This window comes from Roseovarius mucosus (assembly GCF_002080415.1).
GTDB classification, from domain to species: domain Bacteria; phylum Pseudomonadota; class Alphaproteobacteria; order Rhodobacterales; family Rhodobacteraceae; genus Roseovarius; species Roseovarius mucosus_A.
The window spans coordinates 247915-270217 of sequence record NZ_CP020474.1; the positions used below are offsets into that span (position 1 = coordinate 247915).

Here is a 22303-nt window from a genome sequence, read left to right on the forward strand (position 1 = left end):
GGATCATTCCCCCAATTGGCTCGATTGCAGATAGAGCATCTGGCGCGCGGTCTCATGCAGATGACAACTGACCGAGGCCGGTCCCGCCCCCGTGCCGCCCCCCCATTGCGACGCGACATAGGCGCATTTCGCATCGCGGAACCCGATCCACGCCAGCTGCATCTCGCGCAAGGCGTCGGCCTGCTTTGGAGCATAGGGCGGGGCTTCGGCATCCTGCGCCTTAAATTTCGTGGACAGCGCCTGATACACCTCATTCAGCCAGCCATCCCAAGCGGCCCGCTCGTACTCCGTGCAGGCGCCCATGCCCACAGTGGAATAGCCGCCGGGAGTGGCGTTGATACAAGCCTCTGCGGCGATGCCTACGCACTCCTCGCCACCACCCGATTGCAAACAGGCCGCCACCGGCGCGATATCAAAAATAAGGTCCTGCGCCATGGCAGGAACCGGCAGCATCAATGCGGCGAAGATGATCGCTCTCATGCCATCGCTCCCATCAACTCGCGGCCCACCAACATGCGCCGGATCTCCGACGTGCCCGCCCCGATCTCCATCAGCTTGGCATCCCGGAACAGGCGCGCCACCGGCGCATCGGCCAAAAACCCCGCCCCGCCCATCGCCTGAACCGCCTGATGCGCCTGCACCATCGCCTGCTCACTGGCATAAAGACAACAGGCCGCCGCATCCTGTCGGGTCACATCGCCCCGGTCACAGGCCTTGGCCACCTCATAGACATAGGCGCGCGCCGAATTCATCGCCGTGTACATATCCGCGATCTTGCCCTGCATGAGCTGAAAATTCCCGATCGGCTGGCCAAATTGCTTGCGCTCCGCCAGATAGGGCATGATCTCGTCCAGACAGGCCGCCATGATGCCCGTCCCGATCCCCGCCAAGACGACCCGCTCATAATCAAGGCCCGACATGAGCACGCGCACGCCGCGCCCCTCTTCGCCCAGCACATTCTCGAACGGCACTTCCACATCGTCAAAGATCAACTCGGCCGTATTGCTGCCCCGCATCCCCAGCTTGTCGAAATGCGGCGATGTGCTGAACCCGGTCATCGTCTTCTCAATCAGAAAGGCGGTAATCCCCTTGCTGCCCGCCTCTGGATCAGTCTTGGCATAGACCACCAAAGTATCGGCATCCGGCCCATTGGTGATCCAGTATTTCGTGCCATTCAGAACATAGCGATCATTGCGCTTTTCGGCGCGCAGCTTCATGCTCACTACGTCGCTGCCCGCACCCGCCTCCGACATGGCCAGCGCGCCCACATGCGCACCACTTACCAGACCGGGCAAATATTTCCGCTTCTGCGCTTCTGTGCCGTTCAGCTTGATCTGGTTCACACAGAGGTTGGAATGCGCGCCATAGCTCAGCGAAACAGAGGCAGAGGCCCGCGCGATTTCCTCGACCGCGATCACATGCGCAAGATAGCTCATCCCGGCCCCGCCGTATTCCTCGGGCACGGTGATCCCAAGAAGGCCCAGATCCCCCATCTCTTGCCAGAGCGCATTGGGAAAGGCGTTGCTGCGGTCCACCTCCGCCGCCATCGGCTTGACCCGCTCCTGCGCCCAGCGATGCACCATCTCACGCAGGGCGTTCACATCCTCGCCCAGATCAAACTGCATGACCGCATTGAACATCGCGCTTCCTCCCTCGAAACGGATTTATTGAACACTTGTTCATTTTATACACAGATGCTGTCACCCGTCAATCACAAGCCTGCTCAGGCTTTGGGCATAGCACCGCCGAAACAGGCCCATTATTTAGATTTTTCAGACTTTGTCCCCTGACTTGCCATATTTGACGTGCAATACTTGCCAAAACCCGACTTTTGAGGTCACGCAGAATGCCACATGCCGAGATCAAGACCGTGGCGCAATGGGCGCGGGGCACCGATTGGCACCTCACGCTTCAGCACACATGCCCCGATCACGCGCTCATCTGGATCACCCGTGGGCAGGGAATCGCCATTGTCGATGGGGTGCGGCGCGGTATCGGCGTGCATAATGCGCTGGCCATTCCCGCAGGGTCGATGTTTTCCCTCGATCTGGGCAAGACCGGCTTTGGTCTGGTCTGCATCCTGCCTGCGGGCGGCCCCATCTTGATGCCGGATCACGCGCAACATCTGCGCATCCGCGATGTTACCAGCCAAAATGAACTCACCGCCATTCTCGAGGCGATGCAGCGCGAGCAATCCGCCCGCCGCGAGTTCATGGACGAGGCGCTTAATGCACAGGCGCGGATGCTGACCGTCTGGCTGCGTCGCGCTATGATTGCCCAAGGACCGCAAGAGCGGCCCAATTCCAGCACCCGGCTCATGCAGGCCTATGCGGCCCTTGTGGCCCGCGATTTCACCAGCGGGCGTGCCATGGCGGTCTATGCGCGCGCGCTGGGCGTCACGCCAACCCACCTTACGCGCGTGTGCAAACAGGCCTCAGGCCTGACCGCCGCTGACCTGCTGACAGAACGCAGCCTGCACGCCGCCCGCGACATGCTCGAAGCGGGCGAGCTACCTATTGGCCAGATTGCTGCCAGCTTGGGCTTTGGCAGCGCCGCCTATTTCTCGCGCTTCATCCTGCAACACACGGGCGTTACCCCATCGGCGCTGCGTCAGGCCGCGACCACACGCAAACCGATGGCTGCAGCACACTGAGCGTGCACGATATCGTGCAGCGGGTTGCGCTTTGAGCACGCGCATTATCTAATGAAGCAGAACAGACTGCCTCGCATAGACCGAAAGCCCCTGATGCCGCGCCAAATCCCCCCCGTTCCGCACTCCGCCACCCTTTGCGATGCGCAGGCCCTGCGCGCAGGCAGGATGCAGCGGCGCGAATTCCTGACGCGCGCCACGGCCTTGGGCCTTAGCGCCGGTGCAGCCTATGCGCTGGGTGGTCTCAGCCAACCTTTGCACGCAAAGCCCGCCATCGCTCAGGGCGGCACCCTACGTATCCAGCAAAATGTAAAACCCCTGAGCGATCCGCGCAGCTATGACTGGAGCGAACTGGGCAACCAAACGCGCGGGTTTCTGGAATATCTTGTCGAATACCAAACCGACGGCACCTTTACCGGCATGCTGCTCGACAATTGGCAGGTGAATGAGGACGCCACCCGCTATTTGCTGCACCTGCGCGCCAATGTGACATGGAACAACGGCGATCCCTTTACAGCGCGGGATGTTGCCCGAAACATCGCCCGCTGGTGCGACACCACGGCCGAGCGCAATTCAATGGCTGGCCGCTTTGCAGGGCTGATCGACCCCGATACCGGTCAGGCGCGCAAGGATGCCATCACCGTGCTTGATGATCTGACCCTTGTGCTCAGCCTCTCGCAACCTGATATCTCGGTCATCGCCAATATGGCCGATTATCCCGCCGCCCTTGTGCACGAAAGCTACGAGGGCGGTGATCCGTTCCTCAATGGCATCGGCACCGGCCCGTTCCGCCCCGTCAGCCTTATTCCCGGCGAACGGTGCATTCTCGAACGCCATCCCGAGCATCGCTGGTGGGGCACCGAAGTGTTCGGCGGGCCCTATCTTGACCGGGTAGAGTTCGTGGACCTTGGCCTTAACCCTTCGGCTTGGCTTGGCGCTGCGGAACGCGGAGAGATTGACCTTCTCTATGAAACAGTCGGCGATTTCATTGATGCGATGGACGGGATTGGCTGGGCCAGCACCCGCACCGAAACCGCCGCCACAACCGTGATCCGCGCCTCACAATCTGCGCGCATGGTTGGCACCAACCCCTATCTCAACCGCGACATTCGCCGCGCCATGGCGCTCGCTGTCGATAACGAAATCTGTCTTGAACTGGGCTATGGCGGGCGCGGCACGGTAGCGGCCAATCACCATGTCAGCCCGATTCATCCCGCCTATGCCGATATCGGCCCAGCCCCTTATGACCCCGCGCAGGCCCGCGCGACCATCGAGGCGGCAGGGCTTTTGGGCTTTGAGCACGAGCTAGTCACCGTCGATGACGAATGGCAGCGCAACACCGGCGACGCGGTCGCAGCGCAATTGCGTGACGCTGGCCTTACCGTGCGCCGCCGCATCCTGCCCGGCCCGGAATTTTGGTCCAATTGGCGCGAATTTCCGTTTTCCGCAACACAGTGGAACCACCGCCCGCTTGATGTGCAGGTGCTCAGCCTTGCCTATCGCTCTAACGCCGCCTGGAACGAAAGCGGCTTTGCGGATGAGAAATTCGATGCCCTGCTCGATGAGGCCAACCGCCTGAGCGATGCCGACCGCCGCCGCACGGTGATGGAACAGCTACAAACCATCCTGCGCGACGAGGGCGTGATCATTCAGCCCTATTGGCGCGCGCTTTTCAACCATCACAACGGCCAAGTCGTGAATGCCGAAAAGCATCCCGCCAACGAGATTCACCTCTACCGGATCGGTTTTGCCGCCTGACTGCGCACAGGATCAGCTGCCCAAGATCACCTTGACGTAATTGCGCGTCTCTTTAAACGGCGGCACCCCGCCGTATTTCGACACTGCCCCCGGCCCCGCGTTATAGGCCGCAAGCGCCAGACGCCACGACCCAAACGTGCGGTACTGCTCCGCCAGATAGCGTGCGCCACCTTCTAGGTTTTCACGCGGATCATGCGGATTGACACCCAGAATGCGCGCCGTATCGGGCATCAGCTGCGCAAGCCCAATCGCCCCCTTGTGCGAGCGTGCATCCGCCCGCCAGCCGGATTCCTGCTGCACCAACCGCAAAAACAAATCCTCAGGCACCTGATACCGTCGCGCCGCCTGCTTGGCCAAATCAAGATATGGCCCGCGATAGGCCCCCCGGAACGTCGGGGACAGATCATCCCACATCGTCGGCGTCTTGACCCGCTCTGGCTGAAGCCGCACAGAATTGTTGTATTGCTGGCGCGCGCGGTTATCCAGAACCTTGGTCTGAGATTTGAACAGGCTGACCCGGCTCTTGCTCGACAGAACATCCGCCTCTGACACACCCGGAACAATCAGCCCAAAGGCCACAAGCGCGCTTGCGATCCACCGCATTACTGTCCTGCCCTCATCCACCACTTTGGCCGCACTATATGCAATAATTTCGAAAATTCGAGACTTCTTTTGCCCCTTGGCCCCGGATCAGCAGCTTTCGTCGTATTTACCGACAATTTTAACCTTTCCTTCACGCCGATGCGGTGGTGTAACCGTCAGACGCGAACCACGGCATGATTCAAGGAGGGCGCGATGTCCGGCTCTGTTAACAAGGTAATTCTCATCGGCAATCTGGGCCGCGACCCCGAGGTCCGGACCTTTCAGAACGGCGGCAAGGTGTGCAACCTGCGCATCGCCACCTCCGAAACGTGGAAGGATCGCAACAGCGGCGAACGCCGCGAGCGCACCGAATGGCACACCGTCGCCATCTTCTCCGAAGGGTTGGTGCGCGTGGCCGAGCAGTATCTGCGCAAAGGCTCCAAGGTTTATTTGGAGGGCAAGCTGCAAACCCGCAAATGGCAGGATCAGTCCGGTCAGGACAAGTACAGCACCGAAATCGTGCTGCAAGGCTTTGATGCAACCCTCGTCATGCTTGATGGGCGTGGCGAAGGCGGGGCCAGTGGCGGCGGCGGCAGCTATGGCGGCGGTCAGGATCAGGGCTACGGCGGCGATTATGGCGGCGACTACGGGTCTTCCCCGGCCCCCGCATCAAGCGGCGGTGGGTCGCGCCCCGCGCGCGATATGGATGACGAAATCCCGTTCTGATGCGCTGCCTTTAACGCGCCCTCGCCGGTTCCTGCGCTCTGATCGGGCGCAGGAACCGGCACATCTGTGATCCCCGGCACCCGCCCCGGCCCCGCCGATACCGCGCAATCGCCCTGCCTTGCCCGCCTCAAACTGGGCAGCGGTGCCTTGGCACAACGCCTTGGTCCGAGTATGCTGGCCTTGCCCCGTGTCACCCCCCTGTTCCCAAAGCGACACAACCACGCGGCATGATCCGGCCCGAGGGATGCTTTGCCTCTGGTCTTTCCGCGTCGCGGCGTATAGGGCGCAGGCGAACAATGTCAGGACAGCTACACCCCATGGATCTGCGCAATATCGCCATCATCGCCCACGTCGACCACGGCAAGACCACGCTCGTCGACCAATTGCTGAAACAATCCGGTGCCTTTCGCGCCAATCAGGCCGTCGATGAACGCGCCATGGACAGCAATGATCTGGAACGCGAGCGCGGCATCACCATCTTCGCCAAACCCACCAGCGTTCTTTATAAAAAGACCCGCATCAACATCGTCGACACCCCCGGCCACGCCGATTTCGGTGGCGAGGTAGAGCGGATCCTGTCCATGGTCGATGGTGTCGTTTTGCTTGTCGATGCCGCCGAAGGCCCGATGCCGCAAACGAAATTCGTAACCTCCAAGGCACTGCGCCTCGGGCTGCGCCCCATTGTCGTGCTCAACAAGGTCGACAAACCCGATGCAGAGCCTGACCGCGCGCTCAACGAATGTTTCGATCTTTTCGCCTCGCTCGATGCCAATGACGATCAGCTCGATTTCCCGCATATGTATGCCTCAGGCCGCGCCGGTTGGGCCGATCACGATCTTGAAGGCCCGCGCAAAGATCTTTCGGCGCTGTTCGACCTGATCGTCAACCACGTGCCCGCGCCGAAGCAACTCGCCCATATCGACGAAGATTTTCGCATGTTGGCCACCACGCTTGGTGCTGACCCCTTCGTCGGTCGTCTGCTGACGGGCCGCGTCGAATCAGGCCGCCTCAAGGTGGGCCAGACCGTGCAAGCCCTGAGCCGCATCGGCCAGAAAATCGAACAGTTCCGCGTGACCCGCATTCAAGCGTTCCGCGGCCTTTCCAGCCAAGACATCGACGAGGCGACAGCCGGCGATATCGTCAGCCTCGCGGGCATGTCCAAGGCAACCGTGGCCGATACGATCTGCGCCCTCGCCGTCGAAGAGCCGATCGAAGCACAGCCGATTGATCCGCCCACCATCACCGTGACCTTCGGCATCAACGACAGCCCCCTCGCCGGGCGCGAAGGCAAAAAAGTCCAAAGCCGGGTGATCCGCGAACGCCTGATGAAAGAGGCCGAATCAAACGTCGCCATCAAAGTCACCGATACCCCCGGCGGTGACGCCTTTGAGGTGGCCGGGCGCGGCGAATTGCAGATGGGCGTTCTGATCGAGAATATGCGCCGCGAAGGCTTTGAACTCAGCATTTCGCGCCCGCAGGTTCTGATGCGCGAAGGCGACAAGGGCGAACGTCTGGAACCGATCGAAGAAGTCACGATTGACGTGGACGACGAATACACCGGTGCCGTGATCGAGAAAATCACCGGCCCGCGTCGTGGCGATCTGGTCGAAATGAAGCCCTCGGGTGCCGGCAAAACGCGCATCATCGCGCATGTGCCGTCGCGCGGCCTCATCGGCTATCATGGCGAATTCCTGACCGACACGCGCGGTACAGGCGTGCTCAACCGTGTGTTCAACTCTTGGGCCCCCCATCGCGGCCCGATCCCCGGTCGCCGCGCGGGCGTTCTCATTTCGATGGAGAATGGCGAGGCGGTTGCCTACGCCCTCTGGAACCTCGAAGAGCGTGGCCGCATGTTCCTTGGCGCACAGGCCAAGGTCTATACCGGCATGATCATCGGCGAGCACAGCCGCGACAACGATCTCGAGGTGAACCCCCTCAAGGGCAAAAAGCTGACCAACGTGCGCGCCTCGGGCACTGACGAGGCCGTGCGCCTGACCACGCCCATCACCATGAGCCTGGAAGAGGCCATCGCCTATATCGACGATGACGAATTGGTCGAGGTGACACCGCAATCGATCCGCTTGCGCAAACGCTATCTCGATCCGCATGAGCGCAAGCGCATGTCCAAGAAAGACTAAAACGATTGTCCCCGGCCCCGCGCCGGGGACTTTGTTTCAAGGCACGATCATATAACGCCCGACGGGGATCAGCCCCTTGCCCCCCCGCCGCGTCACGATAATCTCGCCCGATCCGACACCAAGGCCGGTCAGCGCCGTGATATTGACCTGATGGGTCACGATCAGCACCCGCGCCGCCTCGGGCAATGTTTCGATCATCTGCAACGTCGCCTTGGTCTGCCCCTCGGGGTCACCCTGCCCCGCGTAAAAGGAATCGAGCGGCGGTTGTTCCACCACCGTCCCCATCTCCATCAACGCCGCTGTGTCGAGCGCGCGGCACCAGCGGCTGGACCAGACGTGATCAAAAGTAACCCCCGCCGCCCGCAAGGCTGCTCCGGTCTCTTGCGCCTGCGCCCGCCCCCGCGCATCCAGATTGCGCTGCGTTGCGCAGTCTCTGAGCCGAAACGCTGCCGGATCACCCGTTCCAGGTGCCAAAGCATGCCGCATCAACGCCACCACCCCCGGTGCCTTGAGTGCAGACAGATCCGCAGCCCCGGCCAAACTGCCCGCCACGATCATCCAAAATGTCAGTAAAAACCGCATCGCCCACTCCTGCTTTGACGCAAAAGCTAGGGCCACGCGGCAGCTGGTCCAGCCTATTCAGTGATCTCGACGATCACCAACTCCCGCTCAGAGGCCCCGCGCGCATGATCAAGCGCCGCTTGATACTCCGGACTGTGGTAACACGCCTCGGCATCCTCAACGCTCGGGAACCGCGCCACCACATTGCGCGGCCGCTCTTTGCCCTCCAACTGCACGAACCGCCCGCCGCGCGCGATAAACACGCCGCCATGCTTGGCAATCGCAGGCCCGGCAAGGGCGGCATACCGGCCATAGGCCTCGGTGTCAGTCACGGTCACATGGGCAATCCAGAGGGCAGGCATTGTAGAACTCTCCTGTAGTTTCAGTTAGATACCGTCCACAAGGACGATATCACGCTCACTGCTGTTCAGCGCCAGTGGCAAAATGCGGCGATAGGCGTCAGAGCCATACCACTCCAGTGCCCTTGCCCGGTCGGGGAATTCGATGATCACATGCCGGTCGGGGCAATTGCCCTCCAGCACCTGCTGCGCGCCCCCCTTGACCAGAAACCGCCCGCCGAACTTTTCGGCTGTCGCCACGGTTTGACTGGCATAGGATTGATAATCCAGCGGATTCGTAACCGTGATCCGGGCAATGATATAGGCGCTCATCCATCCTCCCTAGGAGGTCATGACCCCCTCGATAACCCCGGTGGCCGCCGCAATCGCGGCCTCCGCCCCGTCCATGCTCGTACCGCCGCCCTGCGCCATATCCGCGCGGCCACCGCCGCCCTTGCCGCCCAGTTCGGCCACCGCCGCGCGCACCATCTCCACCGCCGATATCCTGTCGGTCAGATCCTCGGTCACACCCGCCGCTACAGCCACCTTGCCGCCGGTATCGGCAATAAGCAAGACCGCACCAGAGCCAAGCCGCACCTTATGCTCGTCGATAAGCGGCGGCAGATCCTTGCCTTGCACGCCCGTTAGCACCTGCGCGATGAGCTTGACACCGCCCACCTCGCGCGCCTCCGCGCCGCCTCCCTGCCCGGCCCCGCCTGACATCGCCAATTCGCGGCGCAGCTGCGCCACCTCATTGGCCAATGCGCGGCGCTCCTCCATCAGCACTTTGACGCGCTCCGCCACATCCTCGGGCCGCGCCTTCAGGTCCGAGGCCACCTGCCCCAAACGCGCCGCCTGCCCGCTCAGATAATCGAACGCCGCCGCACCGGTCAGCGCCTCGATCCGGCGCACGCCAGCACTCGACGCCGACTCCGCAAGCGCCACGAAAACACCGATATCCCCCGTACGCCGCACATGCGTGCCGCCACACAGCTCGATCGAATAGGTCCGACCATCAGCACCCTTGCCCGATCCCTCGGCCTGCCCCATTGACACGACGCGCACCTCATCGCCGTATTTTTCACCAAAAAGCGCCTGTGCGCCAAGCGCACGCGCGTCATCGGGGGCCATGATCCGCGTCTCAACCGGCGCGTTCTGGCGGATATAGTCGTTAACCTCGCGCTCGACCCGCTCCAACTCCGCAGCACTCAGCGCCTTGGCATGGCTGAAATCGAACCGCAGCCGGTCCTCCGCATTCAGCGAGCCACGCTGTGCCACATGCTCGCCAAGCGCACCGCGCAGCGCCTCATGCAAGAGATGCGTCGCCGAATGGTTGGCCCGGATCGCGCTGCGGCGGGTGTGACTCACTTCCAACTGGGCAGCCTGCCCCGCCTTGATCTCGCCCTCCTCAACCACAGCCATATGCACGAAAAGCCCCGCCACCTTCTTGGTGTCGGTCACGCGCACGCGGCCACTCTCGGTCTTGAGCGTGCCGCTATCACCCACCTGACCGCCCGACTCCGCATAAAACGGCGTCTGGTTCAGCACGATCTGAATGCTCGCCCCCTTGGCCGCATTGCCAACGCGCGCGCCCTCGGTCACAAGCGCCACGATCTGTCCCTCGGCCCGCTCCGTGTCATAGCCCAGAAAATCAGTCGTGCCTTTTTCCTCGGCAATATCGAACCAGACCGCTTGATCCGCCGCCTCGCCCGTGCCCGCCCAAGCCGCCCGCGCCTTGGCCTTTTGCTCGGCCATGGCTGCGTCAAAGCCGTCGGTATCCACCTCGCGCCCTTTCTCGCGCAGCGCATCCTGCGTCAGATCGAGCGGAAATCCATAGGTGTCATAAAGCTTGAACGCCGTCGCCCCCGGCAGCGCCGCGCCCTCTTCCATCCCCGTCAACTCGTCATCGAGCAGGCGCAAACCCCGCTCCAACGTCTGCTTGAACCGCGTTTCTTCCAGCTTCAGCGTCTCTTCGATCATCGCCTGCGCGCGGCCCAGTTCGGGGAATGCCTGCCCCATCTGTGCCACCAGCGCGGGCACAAGGCGATACATCACCGGGTCCTTCGCGCCCAGCATATGCGCATGCCGCATCGCCCGCCGCATGATCCGGCGCAGCACATAGCCGCGCCCCTCGTTGGACGGCATCACCCCATCGGCCATCAAAAACGAGGTCGAGCGCAGGTGATCCGCGATCACCCGGTGATGCACCCGGCCCGGCCCATCGGGATCCTGGCTTGTCGCATGCGCGCTCGCCTCAATCAGGCTGCGCATCAAATCCGTGTCGTAATTGTCATGCTTGCCCTGCAACAGCGCGCCAATCCGCTCAAGGCCCATGCCCGTGTCGATCGACTGCATGTCAAGCGCCCGCATCGAGCCATCCTCGAACCGCTCATTCTGCATGAAAACAAGGTTCCAGATTTCGATGAACCGATCCCCATCTTCATCCGCGCTGCCCGGCGGGCCACCCCAGATGCTGTCGCCGTGATCATAGAAAATCTCGGTGCAGGGGCCGCAGGGGCCGGTCGATCCCATCGACCAGAAATTGTCATCCGTCTTGATCCGGATGATCCGGTCATCGCTGAGGCCTGCGTATTTCTTCCAGATGTTCGCCGCTTCGTCATCGGTATGATAGACCGTGACCAAGAGCTTGGATTTGTCGATCCCGAAATCCTTGGTCAAGAGGTCCCAAGCATAGGGGATCGCCTGTTCCTTGAAATAATCGCCAAAGCTGAAATTGCCCAGCATCTCGAAAAACGTGTGATGCCGCGCGGTATAGCCCACATTGTCCAGATCATTGTGCTTGCCGCCCGCGCGCACACATTTCTGGCTGGTGGTGGCGCGCACATAATCGCGATGTTCCACGCCAGTGAAACAGTTCTTGAACTGCACCATGCCGGAATTGGTGAACATCAGCGTCGGATCGTTGCGCGGCACGAGCGGCGAGCTTTCGACAACGCGGTGATCGTTACGCTCGAAAAAGCTCAGAAAGGTGGAACGGATTTCATTCAGCGTGGGCATGGGCATCTCTTTCCGGGGCGTGTGTGGGCCTGCGTTCCGCTGATTTAACGGGGCCGTCCGGGCATGTCCACCGCAAGAAAAAGGCCCGCGCAGCGCACGGGCCTCTTGCAGTCGGTCAAGTTCCGCCTCAGCGGCCCTCAAGCCTCCATTACATCGCCGTCATCAGAGCTTTCGGTCATGTGAAAATCAAGCCCATGCGAGGCGCGAATCTTGTCCTCGATCTCAATCGCCATGGCCGGATTGTCGCGCAGAAACCCCTTGGTGTTTTCGCGCCCCTGTCCAATTCGCTGGTCGCCATAGCTATACCAACTGCCAGATTTCTCCACCACGCCCGCCTTGACGCCAATGTCGATCAACTCGCCAGTCTTGCTGATCCCTTCCCCAAACATGATGTCGAATTCCACCTGCTTGAAGGGGGGCGCCACCTTGTTTTTGACCACTTTGACGCGGGTTGTGTTGCCAACCACCTCGTCCCGGTCCTTGATCGAGCCGATGCGCCGAATATCGAGGCGCACGGAACTGTAGAATTTCAGGGCATTCCCACCGGTCGTGGTCTCAGGGCTGCCAAACATGACACCGATTTTCATGCGAATCTGATTGATGAAAATCACCGTGCAATTCGTGCGGCTGATCGAGCCGGTCAATTTGCGCATTGCTTGGCTCATCAGGCGGGCATGCACGCCCACGCTGCTATCACCCATTTCCCCCTCAAGTTCCGACTTGGGCGTAAGGGCGGCGACGGAATCGACCACGATCATGCTCACTGCGCCCGAGCGCACCAGCGTATCGACAATCTCGAGCGCCTGTTCGCCAGTATCGGGCTGCGAGATCAGCAATTCATCCAGATCAACACCCAGCTTACGCGCATAGACCGGGTCGAGCGCGTGTTCAGCATCGACAAAGGCGCAAACCCCGCCCTTCTTCTGTTCTTCGGCCACGCAATGCAGTGTCAGCGTGGTCTTGCCAGAGCTTTCGGGGCCATAAATCTCAACGATCCGGCCTTTGGGAATTCCGCCAATACCCAGAGCGATGTCGAGCCCGAGCGAGCCGGTCGACGTGGCCTCGATATCCTTGACGGCGTTGTCGCCGCCCAGCTTCATGATCGAGCCTTTACCGAACTGCCGTTCGATCTGCGCCAGCGCGCTGTCGAGCGCCTTTTGCTTGTCCGCGTTCCGCTTGTTATCCATCGAGAGAAGATCTGCCGTTGCCATTTGTTCGGTCCCTTATTCCACACCCTGTCACGGGCGGCAATCATTGCCTGCGTTCACCTCTTGTTCTCATCTCTATGCGGACAAAATGTGAACATTTCAAGAAAATTCTGATGTCCCCACTTTCGGCGCGCAAGATTAACAAGTAGTTTACACAAGCCGAAACCGATGAAATTTCCCTGCGAGAGGCGCAAATGCTGGTGTTTTCCAAGGCGCGGCTGGTGCTCTTGTCGGTCCCCAAGACCGGCAGCACCGCCTATGAGACCGCCCTCGCCCCCCATGCCGCGATTGCCGTCTCGGCCCCGCCCGAGCTCAAACATGCGCCAGTGTTTCGCTACAACCGATTCTTTCGACCGATGATCGAGCGCTTCTTTGACGGCCCATTTGATATCGTTGCCGTGATGCGTGAACCGCGCGACTGGCTTGGGAGTTGGTATCGCTACCGCCAGCGCCCGGAACTTGCCGGCCACGCCAACAGCACCCAGGGGCTTAGCTTTGATGATTTCGTGAGCGCCTATTGCACCGGCGAGCCACCAGCTTACGCCCGGGTCGGCAGTCAGGCCAAGTTTCTAGAGCCCCAACGCAGCGGGGCCCAGGTTACCCATCTTTTCCGTTACGAGGATCAGCCGGGGTTGCGCAGCTTTCTCGCGGCTCGGCTTGGCGTGGCGGTCGACCCTGCACCGCTCAACCGCTCCCCCGCCCTGCCCCTCAGCCTCTCACCTCGGATCGAGACCCGGCTTCGGCGCAAATATGCCGAGGATTTCACGCTCTGGTCCGGGATCGGTGCCGGCGGTGCCTATACGCCCCAACCCGCCCGAGCAAAGCCCGAGCCAGACGCGCAGACCTGATCGCCCGCACCCTCCCAACCTCGGCGCCTACCTCAACTGGCGCTGCACCGTCTCTGTCAATTCATTGAGCGAAAACGGCTTGGGCAGGAAAACCGATTGCGGAATGCATGCCTGCCGGTCGCCAAAGGTCTCTTCGGCATAGCCCGACATGAACACCACCCGTGCCGCAGGGCGTGTCGTCAGCGCCCGCCGCACCCAGCCAGGCCCGTCGATCCCCGGCATGACCACATCGGTCACAAACACATCAACCTGAAGATCCGGATCCTCGAGGATTTCCAGAGCCTCTTCCGCCGATTCAGCCTCGAGCACGGTAAAGCCGCGCAATTGCAGCGCCCGGCTGGCAAAGGCGCGCACAGGGGCCTCGTCTTCCACCAGCAGTACAACGCCACAGCCGCGCGTTTCCGATACCGCCAGGCGGGGCACCTCGCGCACGCTCTGCGGCTCGCCCAGATAGGCCGGAAACAGCAACTGAAAACAGGTGCCCTCGCCCAGAGTACTATCCACAAAGATGAAACCGCCAGTCTGTTTTACAATGCCATAGGCTGTCGAGAGACCAAGGCCCGTGCCCTCACCCGTGCGCTTGGTGGTAAAGAAGGGCTCGAACACTTTTTGCAATTTGTCCGGTGCGATCCCCGCTCCTGCATCGATCACCTGCACCGAAACATACCGCCCCGGCTGGACCACGGCCCGATCCCGACACAGTGCCTCGGTCAAGGTCAGGTTATGGGTAACAATCCGAATTTCCCCACCCGCTGGCATGGCGTCGCGCGAGTTCACCACAAGGTTCATCAGCACCTGTTCCAGCTGCCGCTTATCGGCACGAATTGCGGCCAGCGTTGGATCGTGGCTGAGCGAGAGCGAAATCTTCTCTCCCACCAGCCGGTTTAGCAAATGCGTGAGATCTGCAAGCGTGTCGCGCAGGTCAATCACCTCGGGGCGCAACGTCTGTTTTCGCGAATAGGCCAGCAATTGGCTGACCAGCGCCGCCGCGCGATTGGCATTCTGGTTGATCTGCATGAGATCACCGTAATCGGGATCACCCTGATCGTGGCGCAAGAGCAAGAGGTCGCAATGCCCTGAAATCGCCGTCAAAAGGTTGTTGAAATCATGCGCAACCCCTCCTGCAAGCTGCCCGATGGCCTGCATTTTCTGGCTTTGGACAAATTGCGCCTCCAATGTCTTGAGCTCGGTGGCATCGCTCAGCACCGCGATCAAAACCGGCTCGTCCCCCTCCATTGTACGGTTCAGCGTGACCTGCACGAAAACCTCGCGATCCTGGCGGCGTACGCGCAGAAACTCGGCATGCACCGTGCCACGCCCCGCCGCCGCATCCCCTAGCCAATCCGTGATCGACCGGCCCAGACCCTCAAGCGTATCTCCTAAACTCAAGGCTGTCACGCTTTCAACACCCAGCAATTCGCGGGCAGGCCGGTTTGACAGCTGGATCAGCCCCCGTGCCGACACCTTCAACAGAGGGACCGGCAGCGCATCGAAAAACGCCCAGCCATCCGGCGCGCGTGCGCCGCCCTCGACCCCCGGCAAAAGAAACATCTCACGCCGCCCCGCCATCCCCTCGCGCACCACCACAAGGCAGGGCATGGGGCCATCCGGGGTCGCGATGTCATTGACCGCACCGGGGCGCAGCGGCGGCGTGACGCACAGCCGGTCCAGCGTCCGTACCCGCTCGCCCACCAGATCCCGCGCCGCCGCATTCATAAAGAGAACCGCGTCGCGACGGCCCAATGTAAGCATCGGCAGGGCCTGCGCCTCGGCCTCGCGCGGCACATTTTCAGTAGATTTTTCGATCCGCCATAGGAAATGCTCGTCGCCGCTCCGATGCACACCGATACGCAGATGCCCGCCCCGCGTCACCAAATCCTCAACCGCCGCCCCTTTGGCCAGCGCGCGCGCCTCCATCCGAAACAGGATAGGTTCGGGATTGGCCAGAACTTCGCGCAGCGCACCCACAAGCGACGTTGCACGATCCGCCGCCAACAGGCGCCGCGCGGCGGCATTGGCATGGATCAGATGGCCCGCGCCCCCGGTCAAAACCAGCGGCACCGGATCCGCCTCCAGCATGTCTTGTGCCAGATGCGCCACCGCCTGCCGCCCTCCCTTGGCCCGCCGGTTGATCCCCCTCGTGATGACCATAACCCAGAGCGCGACACCGCCAAGCGTCGCCGCGACCAGCACCAAAAGCCATTGCCCCTGACCCGGTGGCACAAAGAAGGCCGTAGCCGCAAAAAACGCCGCCGCCAGCATCAACAGACCGGCACGCGGCCCAAGCCGCCGCGCCGCTTGCTGAAATTGTCCTCCTGCCTGCGGGATGAACGCCACGCCGTGCCCTCGCTTCACGATTCCTGCACCGTTTTACGGACGAACAGTTAAGCCAGACTTAACGGTGGCCAAATCCACCCGTCAAGGTTGATGGATTGTTAACATACTCTCTCTAATTGAGAGAGAAAAAACCCGTCACCCGTTTCCGAAATCGGCCAGTGCTGCATTTCGCGCACCGTCCACTCGGGATTTTCACTTGCAAAACGCGCTATAACGTCTTGATTTTCTTCTTTTAAGACAGAGCATGTCGCATAGACCAATCGTCCGGCCGGGGCGACCAACGGTGCGGCCTCTGACAGAATACGCAGCTGCAGCCGCGTCAACTCTTCCAACCGCTCCGGTGTCAACGCCCATTTCGCCTCGGGGGTGCGCCGCCAAGTGCCGCTGCCCGAACAGGGCGCATCGCACAAAACAAGGTCAAATTCCCCCTCGGGCTGCGTGAGAAGGCCCACATCAACCCCGGCTCGCGCCGCCCGAACCGGCAGGTCGCGCATCCGTTGCGGGGCCGCATCATGGGCAAAGAACGCGCCAGTCACGCGCGCGGCCAAGGCCAGAACCTTCCCGCCGCCACCTGCGCAATAATCCAGAACCCGCGCCCCGTCCGGCAGCTCAAGCGCCTCCATTGCCGCCTGACTGCTGCCATCCTGAAGCTCGACCCAGCCCTCGGCATAGCACTGCGATGTTGTAATTTTCCTCTCGCCGTCAATCACTTGCAGCGCATGTCTGGCAATTTCTACCGGCTGTGCCACGATCCCCTCACTGGCCAGCCGCGCCTGCGCCGCCGCGCGCGTGGCACGCCTTGCATTCACCCGGAGCATGATCGGGGCCCGCACGCGCAGAGCCTCAACAGCAGCCTCTGCATTGGCCCCCAAAGACGCCTCAAACCGCTCCCAGAGCCAGTCGGGCAAGTCACGCACCGCAGTCGCATCCGGCACAGCCAACACGCGCTCAACCTCCGTCAGCGGCGCGGGCGCATGCCCCTCTCCTGTGAAAACTGTATCTGCATCAATCCCTTGCAGGCGCAAACTGCCCAGCAAGAGGGCGCGGCCATCCTCACCGCCACCCCACGCAGCACAAGACCACCAACAGCGCAGCACCGAAAACACATGGTCGCGCAACGCCGCGCGATCTTTGGAGCCAGCATAGCGCGCCGTCCGCGCCCAATTGGTCAGCGCCTTTTCCGCAGGCTCGCCCCCGCGAATACGCTCCAAAACCTCGATGGCTGCGGCGACGCGCGCGCCGGGCGTCACCGCTTCACCTCAAGAACACCGCACAACACAATGAAAACCCTAGCCAATCCGATAGTTCGGGCTCTCACGGGTGATCTGCACATCATGCACATGGCTTTCCTTGAGACCCGCACCGGTGATCCGCACGAATTGGCAGTTATGGCGCATCTCTTCGACCGTGGCACAGCCGGTATAGCCCATCGCGGCCCGCAGCCCCCCCACAAGCTGATGGATCACGCTTCCCGCAGCGCCTTTGTAGGGCACCTGGCCCTCGACACCCTCGGGCACCAGCTTGTCACTGGCGGCATCCTTTTGAAAATAGCGATCCGCCGAACCGCGCGCCATGGCCCCAAGGCTCCCCATGCCGCGATAGGCCTTGAACGACCGCCCTTGATATAGAATGACCTCACCGGGGCTTTCATCGGTGCCCGCCAGCATGCTGCCCACCATGGCACAAGACGCACCCGCCGCAATCGCCTTGGCGAAATCACCCGAAAACTTGATCCCGCCATCGGCGATCACCGGCACGTCGCCAGCGGCGCGCGCGCTGTCCATCACAGCGGTCAGCTGTGGCACGCCCACACCCGCCACCATCCGCGTGGTGCAGATGCTGCCAGGGCCAATCCCCACCTTGACGGCATCGGCCCCGGCCCCGATCAGGGCGCGCGTGGCCTCGGCTGTGGCGACATTGCCCGCCACCACCTGAACGGCATTGGACAGCGCCTTGATCCGCTCAACAGCGCGCGCCACGCCCTCGGAATGGCCATGCGCAGTGTCGATCACCACCATATCGACGCCCGCATCAATCAACGCCTGCGACCGCTCGAACCCGGCATCGCCGACGGTTGACGCCGCCGCCACCCGCAACCGACCCAGATCATCCTTGCAGGCCGTCGGATTGAGCACCGCTTGCTCTGTGTCACGCAGCGTCAAAAGGCCGGTCAACTTGCCCGCCTTGTCTGTCACCAGCAGTTTCTCGATCCGCCGCGCCTTCATCAGGCTCTTGGCCTCGTCGCGATCCGCAGGCTCTTGCAGGATCGCCAGATCATTGCTCGTCATCATCACCCGCACCGGCGTGCGGTCATCCTCGGCAAAGCGCATGTCGCGATTGGTCACAATCCCCACCACGCGCCCGGTCTCATCCACCACCGGAAAACCCGTGACGTTATAGCGGTCCTGCAGCGCCTTGGCATCGGCCAGCGTCTGATCGGGGCTGAGCGTGATGGGATTATAGACGATCCCGCTTTCGAACCGCTTCACGCGGCGCACCTCGCGCGCCTGTTCCTCGATGGTCAGGTTGCGATGGATCACCCCCATGCCACCCGATTGCGCCATGGAAATCGCCATGCGCGCCTCGGTCACGGTATCCATGGCCGAGCTTAAAAGTGGAATGTTCAGCGTGATGGATTGCGTCACGCGCGTCCGTGTATCCGCCGTGTTGGGCAGCACACTCGATGCCGCCGGCACCAGCAGAACATCATCAAAGGTGAGGGCCTCGCGAATCTCCATCGCATATCTCCATGGACAGCTCGTTTGGCGCTTCCCTATTGCATGGATAGGCATGAGGTAAAAGGGCGATTCGTCCTTTTATTCCGCAGCGCCCCGCCTCTTGCGCGGCTCGGGCACCGGGTCATGGCCACATTGTCCCCAGGGGTTGCACCGCAGGATACGCCAGCCCGCCAACAGCCCCCCGCGCAACGCGCCATGCTTTTCCAGCGCGTCCAGCGCATACTGGCTGCACGTCGGATGATAGCGGCAATGCCAGCCCACCCAAGGGCTCAGGATCAGCCGATAGGCCCGAATAGGCAGCGCCAGCACATGCGCAAGCGGGCTCATGCCCCCCCCGACAGCTTGCGCAGCGCATAAGACAGATCGCGCTTAAGCGCCTCATAGGGGCGCGCGCCGGTCTCTTCCGCCTTGCCGATCAGCACATAGTCCCATCCCGGCAGGCCCTGAGCGGGCAAAAGCTCGCGCGCCAAGGCGCGCAGCCGCCGCTTGGCACGGTTGCGCGCCACGGCATTGCCAACCTTCTTGGAACAGGTAAACCCAACCCGGATTGCCGTATCACCATCGCGCCGGTCACGCCCCTGCACCAGCATTGATCCGGTGCCCTGCCGCCGCGCCCGCGCCGCCGCCAGAAAATCAGCGCGCTTGCGCAGCACTGTCCATTTTTCCGGTACATGGCCTTGCGGCTCAGTGGCTCGCGGTGAACATGACGAAACCGCCGGTGGCGTTATCCCTGCATCACTGCGGGGGGCCTCCGGCGGTGTCATTTTCGTCTCGCTATCGCGCGCGCTTATGCGCAGAGCGACTTGCGGCCCCGTGCACGGCGCGCATTCAGAATCTTGCGGCCAGCTTTGGTTGCCATACGCGCACGGAAACCGTGGCGATGCTTGCGAACGAGGTTCGAGGGTTGAAAGGTGCGTTTCATCGCTCCGTCTCCGACTTATTGGGCCACGCGTCTGAGGAATCGCGCAACGATCATATCTATCCGAAGCCCGTCCTATAGAGCGCCCATTTTCCCGTGTCAAACCCCGGGCCAGAGATTTGCAACAAAAACATGCTCCAACCGGGCCAATGAATGTTACAAACTCTGCATAACACAGGCCCAACACCGCGTCATCCCATCACCCATGATCACCCCCGCGTGAGGCCACTGGCGCAGGGCACCCGCAGCATGCAACTAGATGTCAGAGGCCCAACCCAAAGCGAGACGATAGCGATCATGGATCACAGTACAGGCAACAGCAAACGGGCAAAGCCCTCCGTCGCACGGCATCTGCCGCTGGCGATCATTCTGATCGTAGCGGTGGTCGGGTTCATCACGCTCCGCGATTATCTCACCTTCGATACGCTGCGCGACAATCGCGAGGCGCTCCTCGCCTATCGCGACGCGAATATCACCCTGATGGCGCTCGCCTTCATCGCAATCTATTTCGTGATCGTGGCCTTTTCGCTTCCCGGCGCGGCGGTGGCTTCGGTCACGGGCGGCTTTCTCTTCGGCCTCGTGCTGGGCACAGGCTTTAACGTGATCGCCGCCTCACTCGGGGCCTTCGCCATCTTTCTTGCGGCCCGCGCCGGGCTGGGCCAAACCCTAGCCGCCAAGCTCGAAACCTCCGATGGCACGCTCAAACGGCTCAAGGAAGGGCTGCATGAGAACGAGATCAGCGTGCTCTTTCTCATGCGCCTCGTTCCAGCCGTGCCGTTTTTCGTGGCCAATCTCTTGCCCGCTCTGGTCGGCGTGCGCTTTTTCAACTTCGCCTTCACCACCGTGTTGGGCATCATTCCCGGTGCCGTTGTCTTCACTTGGATTGGCGTGGGCTTGGGCGAGGTGTTTGACCGGGGTGGAACCCCCGATCTTTCCCTGCTCTGGGAACCCCAAATCATCGGGCCTATTCTGGGCCTCAGCGCGCTTGCCGCCATGCCGATGATCCTCAAGGCCCTGCGTGGCAAAAAGGAAATCTGAACATGACACGATTGAAGACCGATCTTCTGGTCATCGGGGCCGGCTCCGGCGGCCTGTCGCTGGCCGCTGGCGCAGTGCAAATGGGCGCAAACGTGATCCTGCTCGAAGGGCACAAGATGGGCGGCGACTGCCTCAACTTTGGCTGCGTGCCCTCCAAGGCGCTGATCGCCAGCGGCAAAGCGGCCTATGCCCAATCGCACGCCGCCCAATTCGGCATCGCGGACCAAAGCCCCAAGGTGGATTACGCTGCCGCCAAGGACCATGTGGCAGATATCATCGCCCAGATCGAACCCGTCGACAGCCAAGAGCGCTTCGAAGGCTTGGGCGTGCGCGTTCTGCGTGACTACGGCGAATTCCTCTCACCGACCGATGTCAAGGCCGGCGAGCACATCATCACCGCCCGCCGCATCGTCATTGCAACCGGCTCATCGCCCTTCGTCCCGCCCATTCCGGGGCTCGACACCGTGCCTTATGAAACCAACGAAACCCTCTTTGATCTGCGCGAACGCCCCGACCATCTGCTCGTTGTGGGCGGCGGCCCGATCGGCATGGAAATGGCGCAGGCGCACCGCCGCTTGGGCTGCGCCGTAACGGTGATCGAGGGGGCCAAGGTGCTCGGCAATGACGATCCCGAAATGGCCGCCGTGGTGATCGACCAATTCCGCGCCGAGGGCATCCAGATCGAAGAAGGGGCCTTGGCCGCCGAAATTCGCGGACAGGCGGGCACCATCGAGATCGAGGCCAAAGACGGGCGCATTTTCAAAGGCTCTCACCTGCTCATGGCCGTGGGCCGCAAGTCCAACACAGATCGCCTCAATCTCGACGCCGCAGGCATCGAAACCACCAAACGCGGCATCAAGGTCGATGCGTCCATGCGCACCACCAACCGCCGCGTCTATGCCATTGGCGATGTCGCGGGCGGGCTGCAATTCACCCATGTTGCGGGCTATCACGCGGGCCTCATCATCCGTCAGGCGCTCTTGGGTCTGCCCGCGAAGAATCGCACCGATCACATTCCTTGGGCCACCTACACCGATCCCGAACTGGCCCAAGTCGGGCTAACCGAGGCTCAGGCGCGGCAGGAACACGGCGGCAATCTCGAAGTCGTCCGCTTCCATTATTCCCACAACGACCGCGCCATTGCAGACCGCAAAACAGCCGGTCTGATCAAGGTCATGGTGGTGCGCGGCCGCCCCGTCGGTGTCTCTATCGCGGGCGCGCAAGCGGGCGAACTCATCAATCTCTGGGCGCTCGTCCTCGCCAACGGGCTCAAGATGAAACACGTGGCCAATATGGTTGCCCCCTACCCCACCATGGGCGAAATCAACAAACGCGCCGCCGGGGCCTATTTCTCGCCCCGCCTGTTTGACAGCGCAGGCGTCAAGCGTATCGTTGGCTTTGTGCAACGCTGGCTACCCTGATCGCAGCCATCCTCGGGAGGGGA

At 61.9% G+C, this 22303-nt stretch carries 21 protein-coding genes; 7 read left to right on the forward strand and 14 right to left on the reverse strand.

The features are described from left to right. Window positions 1–3 precede the first annotated feature (3 nt). A complete protein-coding gene (locus ROSMUCSMR3_RS01240) occupies window positions 4–480 on the reverse strand; it encodes a lysozyme inhibitor LprI family protein (protein ID WP_081506185.1) in 477 nt (158 codons plus the stop codon). Next, entirely contained in the window at window positions 477–1640 is a 1164-nt protein-coding gene (locus ROSMUCSMR3_RS01245) for an isovaleryl-CoA dehydrogenase (protein WP_008281014.1), read from the reverse strand. Before ROSMUCSMR3_RS01245 ends, ROSMUCSMR3_RS01240 begins: the two co-directional genes overlap by 4 nt. Before the next feature lie 206 nt (window positions 1641–1846). On the opposite strand from ROSMUCSMR3_RS01245, the gene ROSMUCSMR3_RS01250 reads away from it, so the two are divergent. After that, window positions 1847–2653, forward strand: a complete 807-nt coding sequence (locus ROSMUCSMR3_RS01250) for a helix-turn-helix transcriptional regulator (RefSeq protein WP_008281015.1) — start codon at window positions 1847–1849, stop codon at window positions 2651–2653. A gap of 93 nt (window positions 2654–2746) precedes the next feature. Beyond that, window positions 2747–4408 carry an ABC transporter substrate-binding protein gene (locus ROSMUCSMR3_RS01255; protein WP_081506186.1) on the forward strand — a complete coding sequence of 554 codons (1662 nt, stop codon included), beginning with the start codon at window positions 2747–2749 and terminating at the stop codon, window positions 4406–4408. Between the two features lie 12 nt (window positions 4409–4420). On the opposite strand, the gene ROSMUCSMR3_RS01260 is transcribed toward ROSMUCSMR3_RS01255, so the two are convergent. After that, window positions 4421–5011, reverse strand: a complete 591-nt coding sequence (locus ROSMUCSMR3_RS01260; protein ID WP_081506187.1) for a lytic transglycosylase domain-containing protein — start codon at window positions 5009–5011, stop codon at window positions 4421–4423. A gap of 192 nt (window positions 5012–5203) precedes the next feature. Between ROSMUCSMR3_RS01260 and ROSMUCSMR3_RS01265 the strand changes: the two genes are divergently transcribed. Together ROSMUCSMR3_RS01265 and typA are read left to right on the forward strand one after the other, a co-directional pair. After that, window positions 5204–5716 carry a single-stranded DNA-binding protein gene (locus ROSMUCSMR3_RS01265; protein WP_081506188.1) on the forward strand — a complete coding sequence of 171 codons (513 nt, stop codon included), beginning with the start codon at window positions 5204–5206 and terminating at the stop codon, window positions 5714–5716. Between the two features lie 317 nt (window positions 5717–6033). Next, window positions 6034–7854 (forward strand): translational GTPase TypA, encoded by a 1821-nt coding sequence (typA, locus tag ROSMUCSMR3_RS01270; RefSeq protein ID WP_008281019.1) that lies wholly within the window; start codon window positions 6034–6036, stop codon window positions 7852–7854. A gap of 36 nt (window positions 7855–7890) precedes the next feature. On the opposite strand, the gene ROSMUCSMR3_RS01275 is transcribed toward typA, so the two are convergent. The 5 genes from ROSMUCSMR3_RS01275 to recA all read right to left on the reverse strand — a co-directional run bounded on the left by ROSMUCSMR3_RS01275 (window position 7891) and on the right by recA (window position 12982). Next, window positions 7891–8436: a histidine phosphatase family protein gene (locus ROSMUCSMR3_RS01275; RefSeq protein ID WP_081506189.1), complete on the reverse strand. Its 546-nt coding sequence runs from the start codon at window positions 8434–8436 to the stop codon at window positions 7891–7893. Window positions 8437–8489: 53 nt separating this feature from the next. Next, the gene (locus ROSMUCSMR3_RS01280; protein WP_081506190.1) at window positions 8490–8777 is read right to left on the reverse strand and encodes a DUF1330 domain-containing protein; all 288 of its coding nucleotides are present in this window, start codon (window positions 8775–8777) and stop codon (window positions 8490–8492) included. A gap of 24 nt (window positions 8778–8801) precedes the next feature. Next, window positions 8802–9086: a DUF1330 domain-containing protein gene (locus tag ROSMUCSMR3_RS01285; RefSeq protein WP_008281023.1), complete on the reverse strand. Its 285-nt coding sequence runs from the start codon at window positions 9084–9086 to the stop codon at window positions 8802–8804. A gap of 9 nt (window positions 9087–9095) precedes the next feature. Further along, entirely contained in the window at window positions 9096–11771 is a 2676-nt protein-coding gene (gene alaS, locus ROSMUCSMR3_RS01290; protein WP_081506191.1) for an alanine--tRNA ligase, read from the reverse strand. A gap of 137 nt (window positions 11772–11908) precedes the next feature. Next, on the reverse strand, window positions 11909–12982 hold the full coding sequence (recA, locus tag ROSMUCSMR3_RS01295; protein WP_008281025.1) for a recombinase RecA: 1074 nt from the start codon (window positions 12980–12982) through the stop codon (window positions 11909–11911). Between the two features lie 191 nt (window positions 12983–13173). On the opposite strand from recA, the gene ROSMUCSMR3_RS01300 reads away from it, so the two are divergent. Beyond that, window positions 13174–13827 (forward strand): gamma-glutamyl kinase, encoded by a 654-nt coding sequence (locus ROSMUCSMR3_RS01300; RefSeq protein ID WP_081506192.1) that lies wholly within the window; start codon window positions 13174–13176, stop codon window positions 13825–13827. 27 nt (window positions 13828–13854) lie between these two features. Here ROSMUCSMR3_RS01300 and ROSMUCSMR3_RS01305 read toward each other — a convergent pair whose 3' ends face one another. From ROSMUCSMR3_RS01305 to rpmH, 6 genes are all read right to left on the reverse strand, one after another. Continuing rightward, window positions 13855–16164 carry an ATP-binding protein gene (locus ROSMUCSMR3_RS01305; protein WP_081506193.1) on the reverse strand — a complete coding sequence of 770 codons (2310 nt, stop codon included), beginning with the start codon at window positions 16162–16164 and terminating at the stop codon, window positions 13855–13857. Window positions 16165–16262: 98 nt separating this feature from the next. Beyond that, window positions 16263–17414 carry an RsmB/NOP family class I SAM-dependent RNA methyltransferase gene (locus ROSMUCSMR3_RS01310; RefSeq protein ID WP_081506194.1) on the reverse strand — a complete coding sequence of 384 codons (1152 nt, stop codon included), beginning with the start codon at window positions 17412–17414 and terminating at the stop codon, window positions 16263–16265. A gap of 39 nt (window positions 17415–17453) precedes the next feature. Continuing rightward, window positions 17454–18902: an IMP dehydrogenase gene (gene guaB, locus ROSMUCSMR3_RS01315; RefSeq protein ID WP_008281029.1), complete on the reverse strand. Its 1449-nt coding sequence runs from the start codon at window positions 18900–18902 to the stop codon at window positions 17454–17456. A 78-nt stretch (window positions 18903–18980) separates the two neighbouring features. After that, window positions 18981–19229, reverse strand: a complete 249-nt coding sequence (gene yidD, locus ROSMUCSMR3_RS01320) for a membrane protein insertion efficiency factor YidD (RefSeq protein WP_081506195.1) — start codon at window positions 19227–19229, stop codon at window positions 18981–18983. Continuing rightward, window positions 19226–19666: a ribonuclease P protein component gene (gene rnpA, locus ROSMUCSMR3_RS01325; protein ID WP_081506196.1), complete on the reverse strand. Its 441-nt coding sequence runs from the start codon at window positions 19664–19666 to the stop codon at window positions 19226–19228. The genes yidD and rnpA overlap by 4 nt, the downstream gene beginning before the upstream one ends. 23 nt (window positions 19667–19689) lie before the next feature. Then, on the reverse strand, window positions 19690–19824 hold the full coding sequence (gene rpmH, locus ROSMUCSMR3_RS01330; protein ID WP_008281032.1) for a 50S ribosomal protein L34: 135 nt from the start codon (window positions 19822–19824) through the stop codon (window positions 19690–19692). Between the two features lie 294 nt (window positions 19825–20118). Here rpmH and ROSMUCSMR3_RS01335 point away from each other — a divergent pair, with 294 nt between their 5' ends. Next, complete coding sequence (locus tag ROSMUCSMR3_RS01335) at window positions 20119–20859, forward strand: TVP38/TMEM64 family protein (RefSeq protein ID WP_081506197.1); 741 nt, start codon at window positions 20119–20121, stop codon at window positions 20857–20859. A 2-nt stretch (window positions 20860–20861) separates the two neighbouring features. Then, window positions 20862–22280, forward strand: a complete 1419-nt coding sequence (locus ROSMUCSMR3_RS01340) for a dihydrolipoyl dehydrogenase family protein (RefSeq protein WP_081506198.1) — start codon at window positions 20862–20864, stop codon at window positions 22278–22280. The last annotated feature ends 23 nt before the right edge of the window (window positions 22281–22303 follow it).

Excerpts from the sequence above, each read along its gene's own strand:
- ROSMUCSMR3_RS01240 (WP_081506185.1), bottom strand. The coding sequence starts at position 480 with ATGAGAGCGATCATCTTCGCCGCATTGATGCTGCCGGTTCCTGCCATG.
- ROSMUCSMR3_RS01245 (WP_008281014.1), bottom strand. The coding sequence starts at position 1,640 with ATGTTCAATGCGGTCATGCAGTTTGATCTGGGCGAGGATGTGAACGCC.
- ROSMUCSMR3_RS01250 (WP_008281015.1), top strand. The coding sequence starts at position 1,847 with ATGCCACATGCCGAGATCAAGACCGTGGCGCAATGGGCGCGGGGCACC.
- ROSMUCSMR3_RS01255 (WP_081506186.1), top strand. The coding sequence starts at position 2,747 with ATGCCGCGCCAAATCCCCCCCGTTCCGCACTCCGCCACCCTTTGCGAT.
- ROSMUCSMR3_RS01260 (WP_081506187.1), bottom strand. The coding sequence starts at position 5,011 with ATGCGGTGGATCGCAAGCGCGCTTGTGGCCTTTGGGCTGATTGTTCCG.
- ROSMUCSMR3_RS01265 (WP_081506188.1), top strand. The coding sequence starts at position 5,204 with ATGTCCGGCTCTGTTAACAAGGTAATTCTCATCGGCAATCTGGGCCGC.
- typA (WP_008281019.1), top strand. The coding sequence starts at position 6,034 with ATGGATCTGCGCAATATCGCCATCATCGCCCACGTCGACCACGGCAAG.
- ROSMUCSMR3_RS01275 (WP_081506189.1), bottom strand. The coding sequence starts at position 8,436 with ATGCGGTTTTTACTGACATTTTGGATGATCGTGGCGGGCAGTTTGGCC.
- ROSMUCSMR3_RS01280 (WP_081506190.1), bottom strand. The coding sequence starts at position 8,777 with ATGCCTGCCCTCTGGATTGCCCATGTGACCGTGACTGACACCGAGGCC.
- ROSMUCSMR3_RS01285 (WP_008281023.1), bottom strand. The coding sequence starts at position 9,086 with ATGAGCGCCTATATCATTGCCCGGATCACGGTTACGAATCCGCTGGAT.
- alaS (WP_081506191.1), bottom strand. The coding sequence starts at position 11,771 with ATGCCCACGCTGAATGAAATCCGTTCCACCTTTCTGAGCTTTTTCGAG.
- recA (WP_008281025.1), bottom strand. The coding sequence starts at position 12,982 with ATGGCAACGGCAGATCTTCTCTCGATGGATAACAAGCGGAACGCGGAC.
- ROSMUCSMR3_RS01300 (WP_081506192.1), top strand. The coding sequence starts at position 13,174 with ATGCTGGTGTTTTCCAAGGCGCGGCTGGTGCTCTTGTCGGTCCCCAAG.
- guaB (WP_008281029.1), bottom strand. The coding sequence starts at position 18,902 with ATGGAGATTCGCGAGGCCCTCACCTTTGATGATGTTCTGCTGGTGCCG.
- yidD (WP_081506195.1), bottom strand. The coding sequence starts at position 19,229 with ATGAGCCCGCTTGCGCATGTGCTGGCGCTGCCTATTCGGGCCTATCGG.
- rnpA (WP_081506196.1), bottom strand. The coding sequence starts at position 19,666 with ATGACACCGCCGGAGGCCCCCCGCAGTGATGCAGGGATAACGCCACCG.
- rpmH (WP_008281032.1), bottom strand. The coding sequence starts at position 19,824 with ATGAAACGCACCTTTCAACCCTCGAACCTCGTTCGCAAGCATCGCCAC.
- ROSMUCSMR3_RS01335 (WP_081506197.1), top strand. The coding sequence starts at position 20,119 with ATGGATCACAGTACAGGCAACAGCAAACGGGCAAAGCCCTCCGTCGCA.
- ROSMUCSMR3_RS01340 (WP_081506198.1), top strand. The coding sequence starts at position 20,862 with ATGACACGATTGAAGACCGATCTTCTGGTCATCGGGGCCGGCTCCGGC.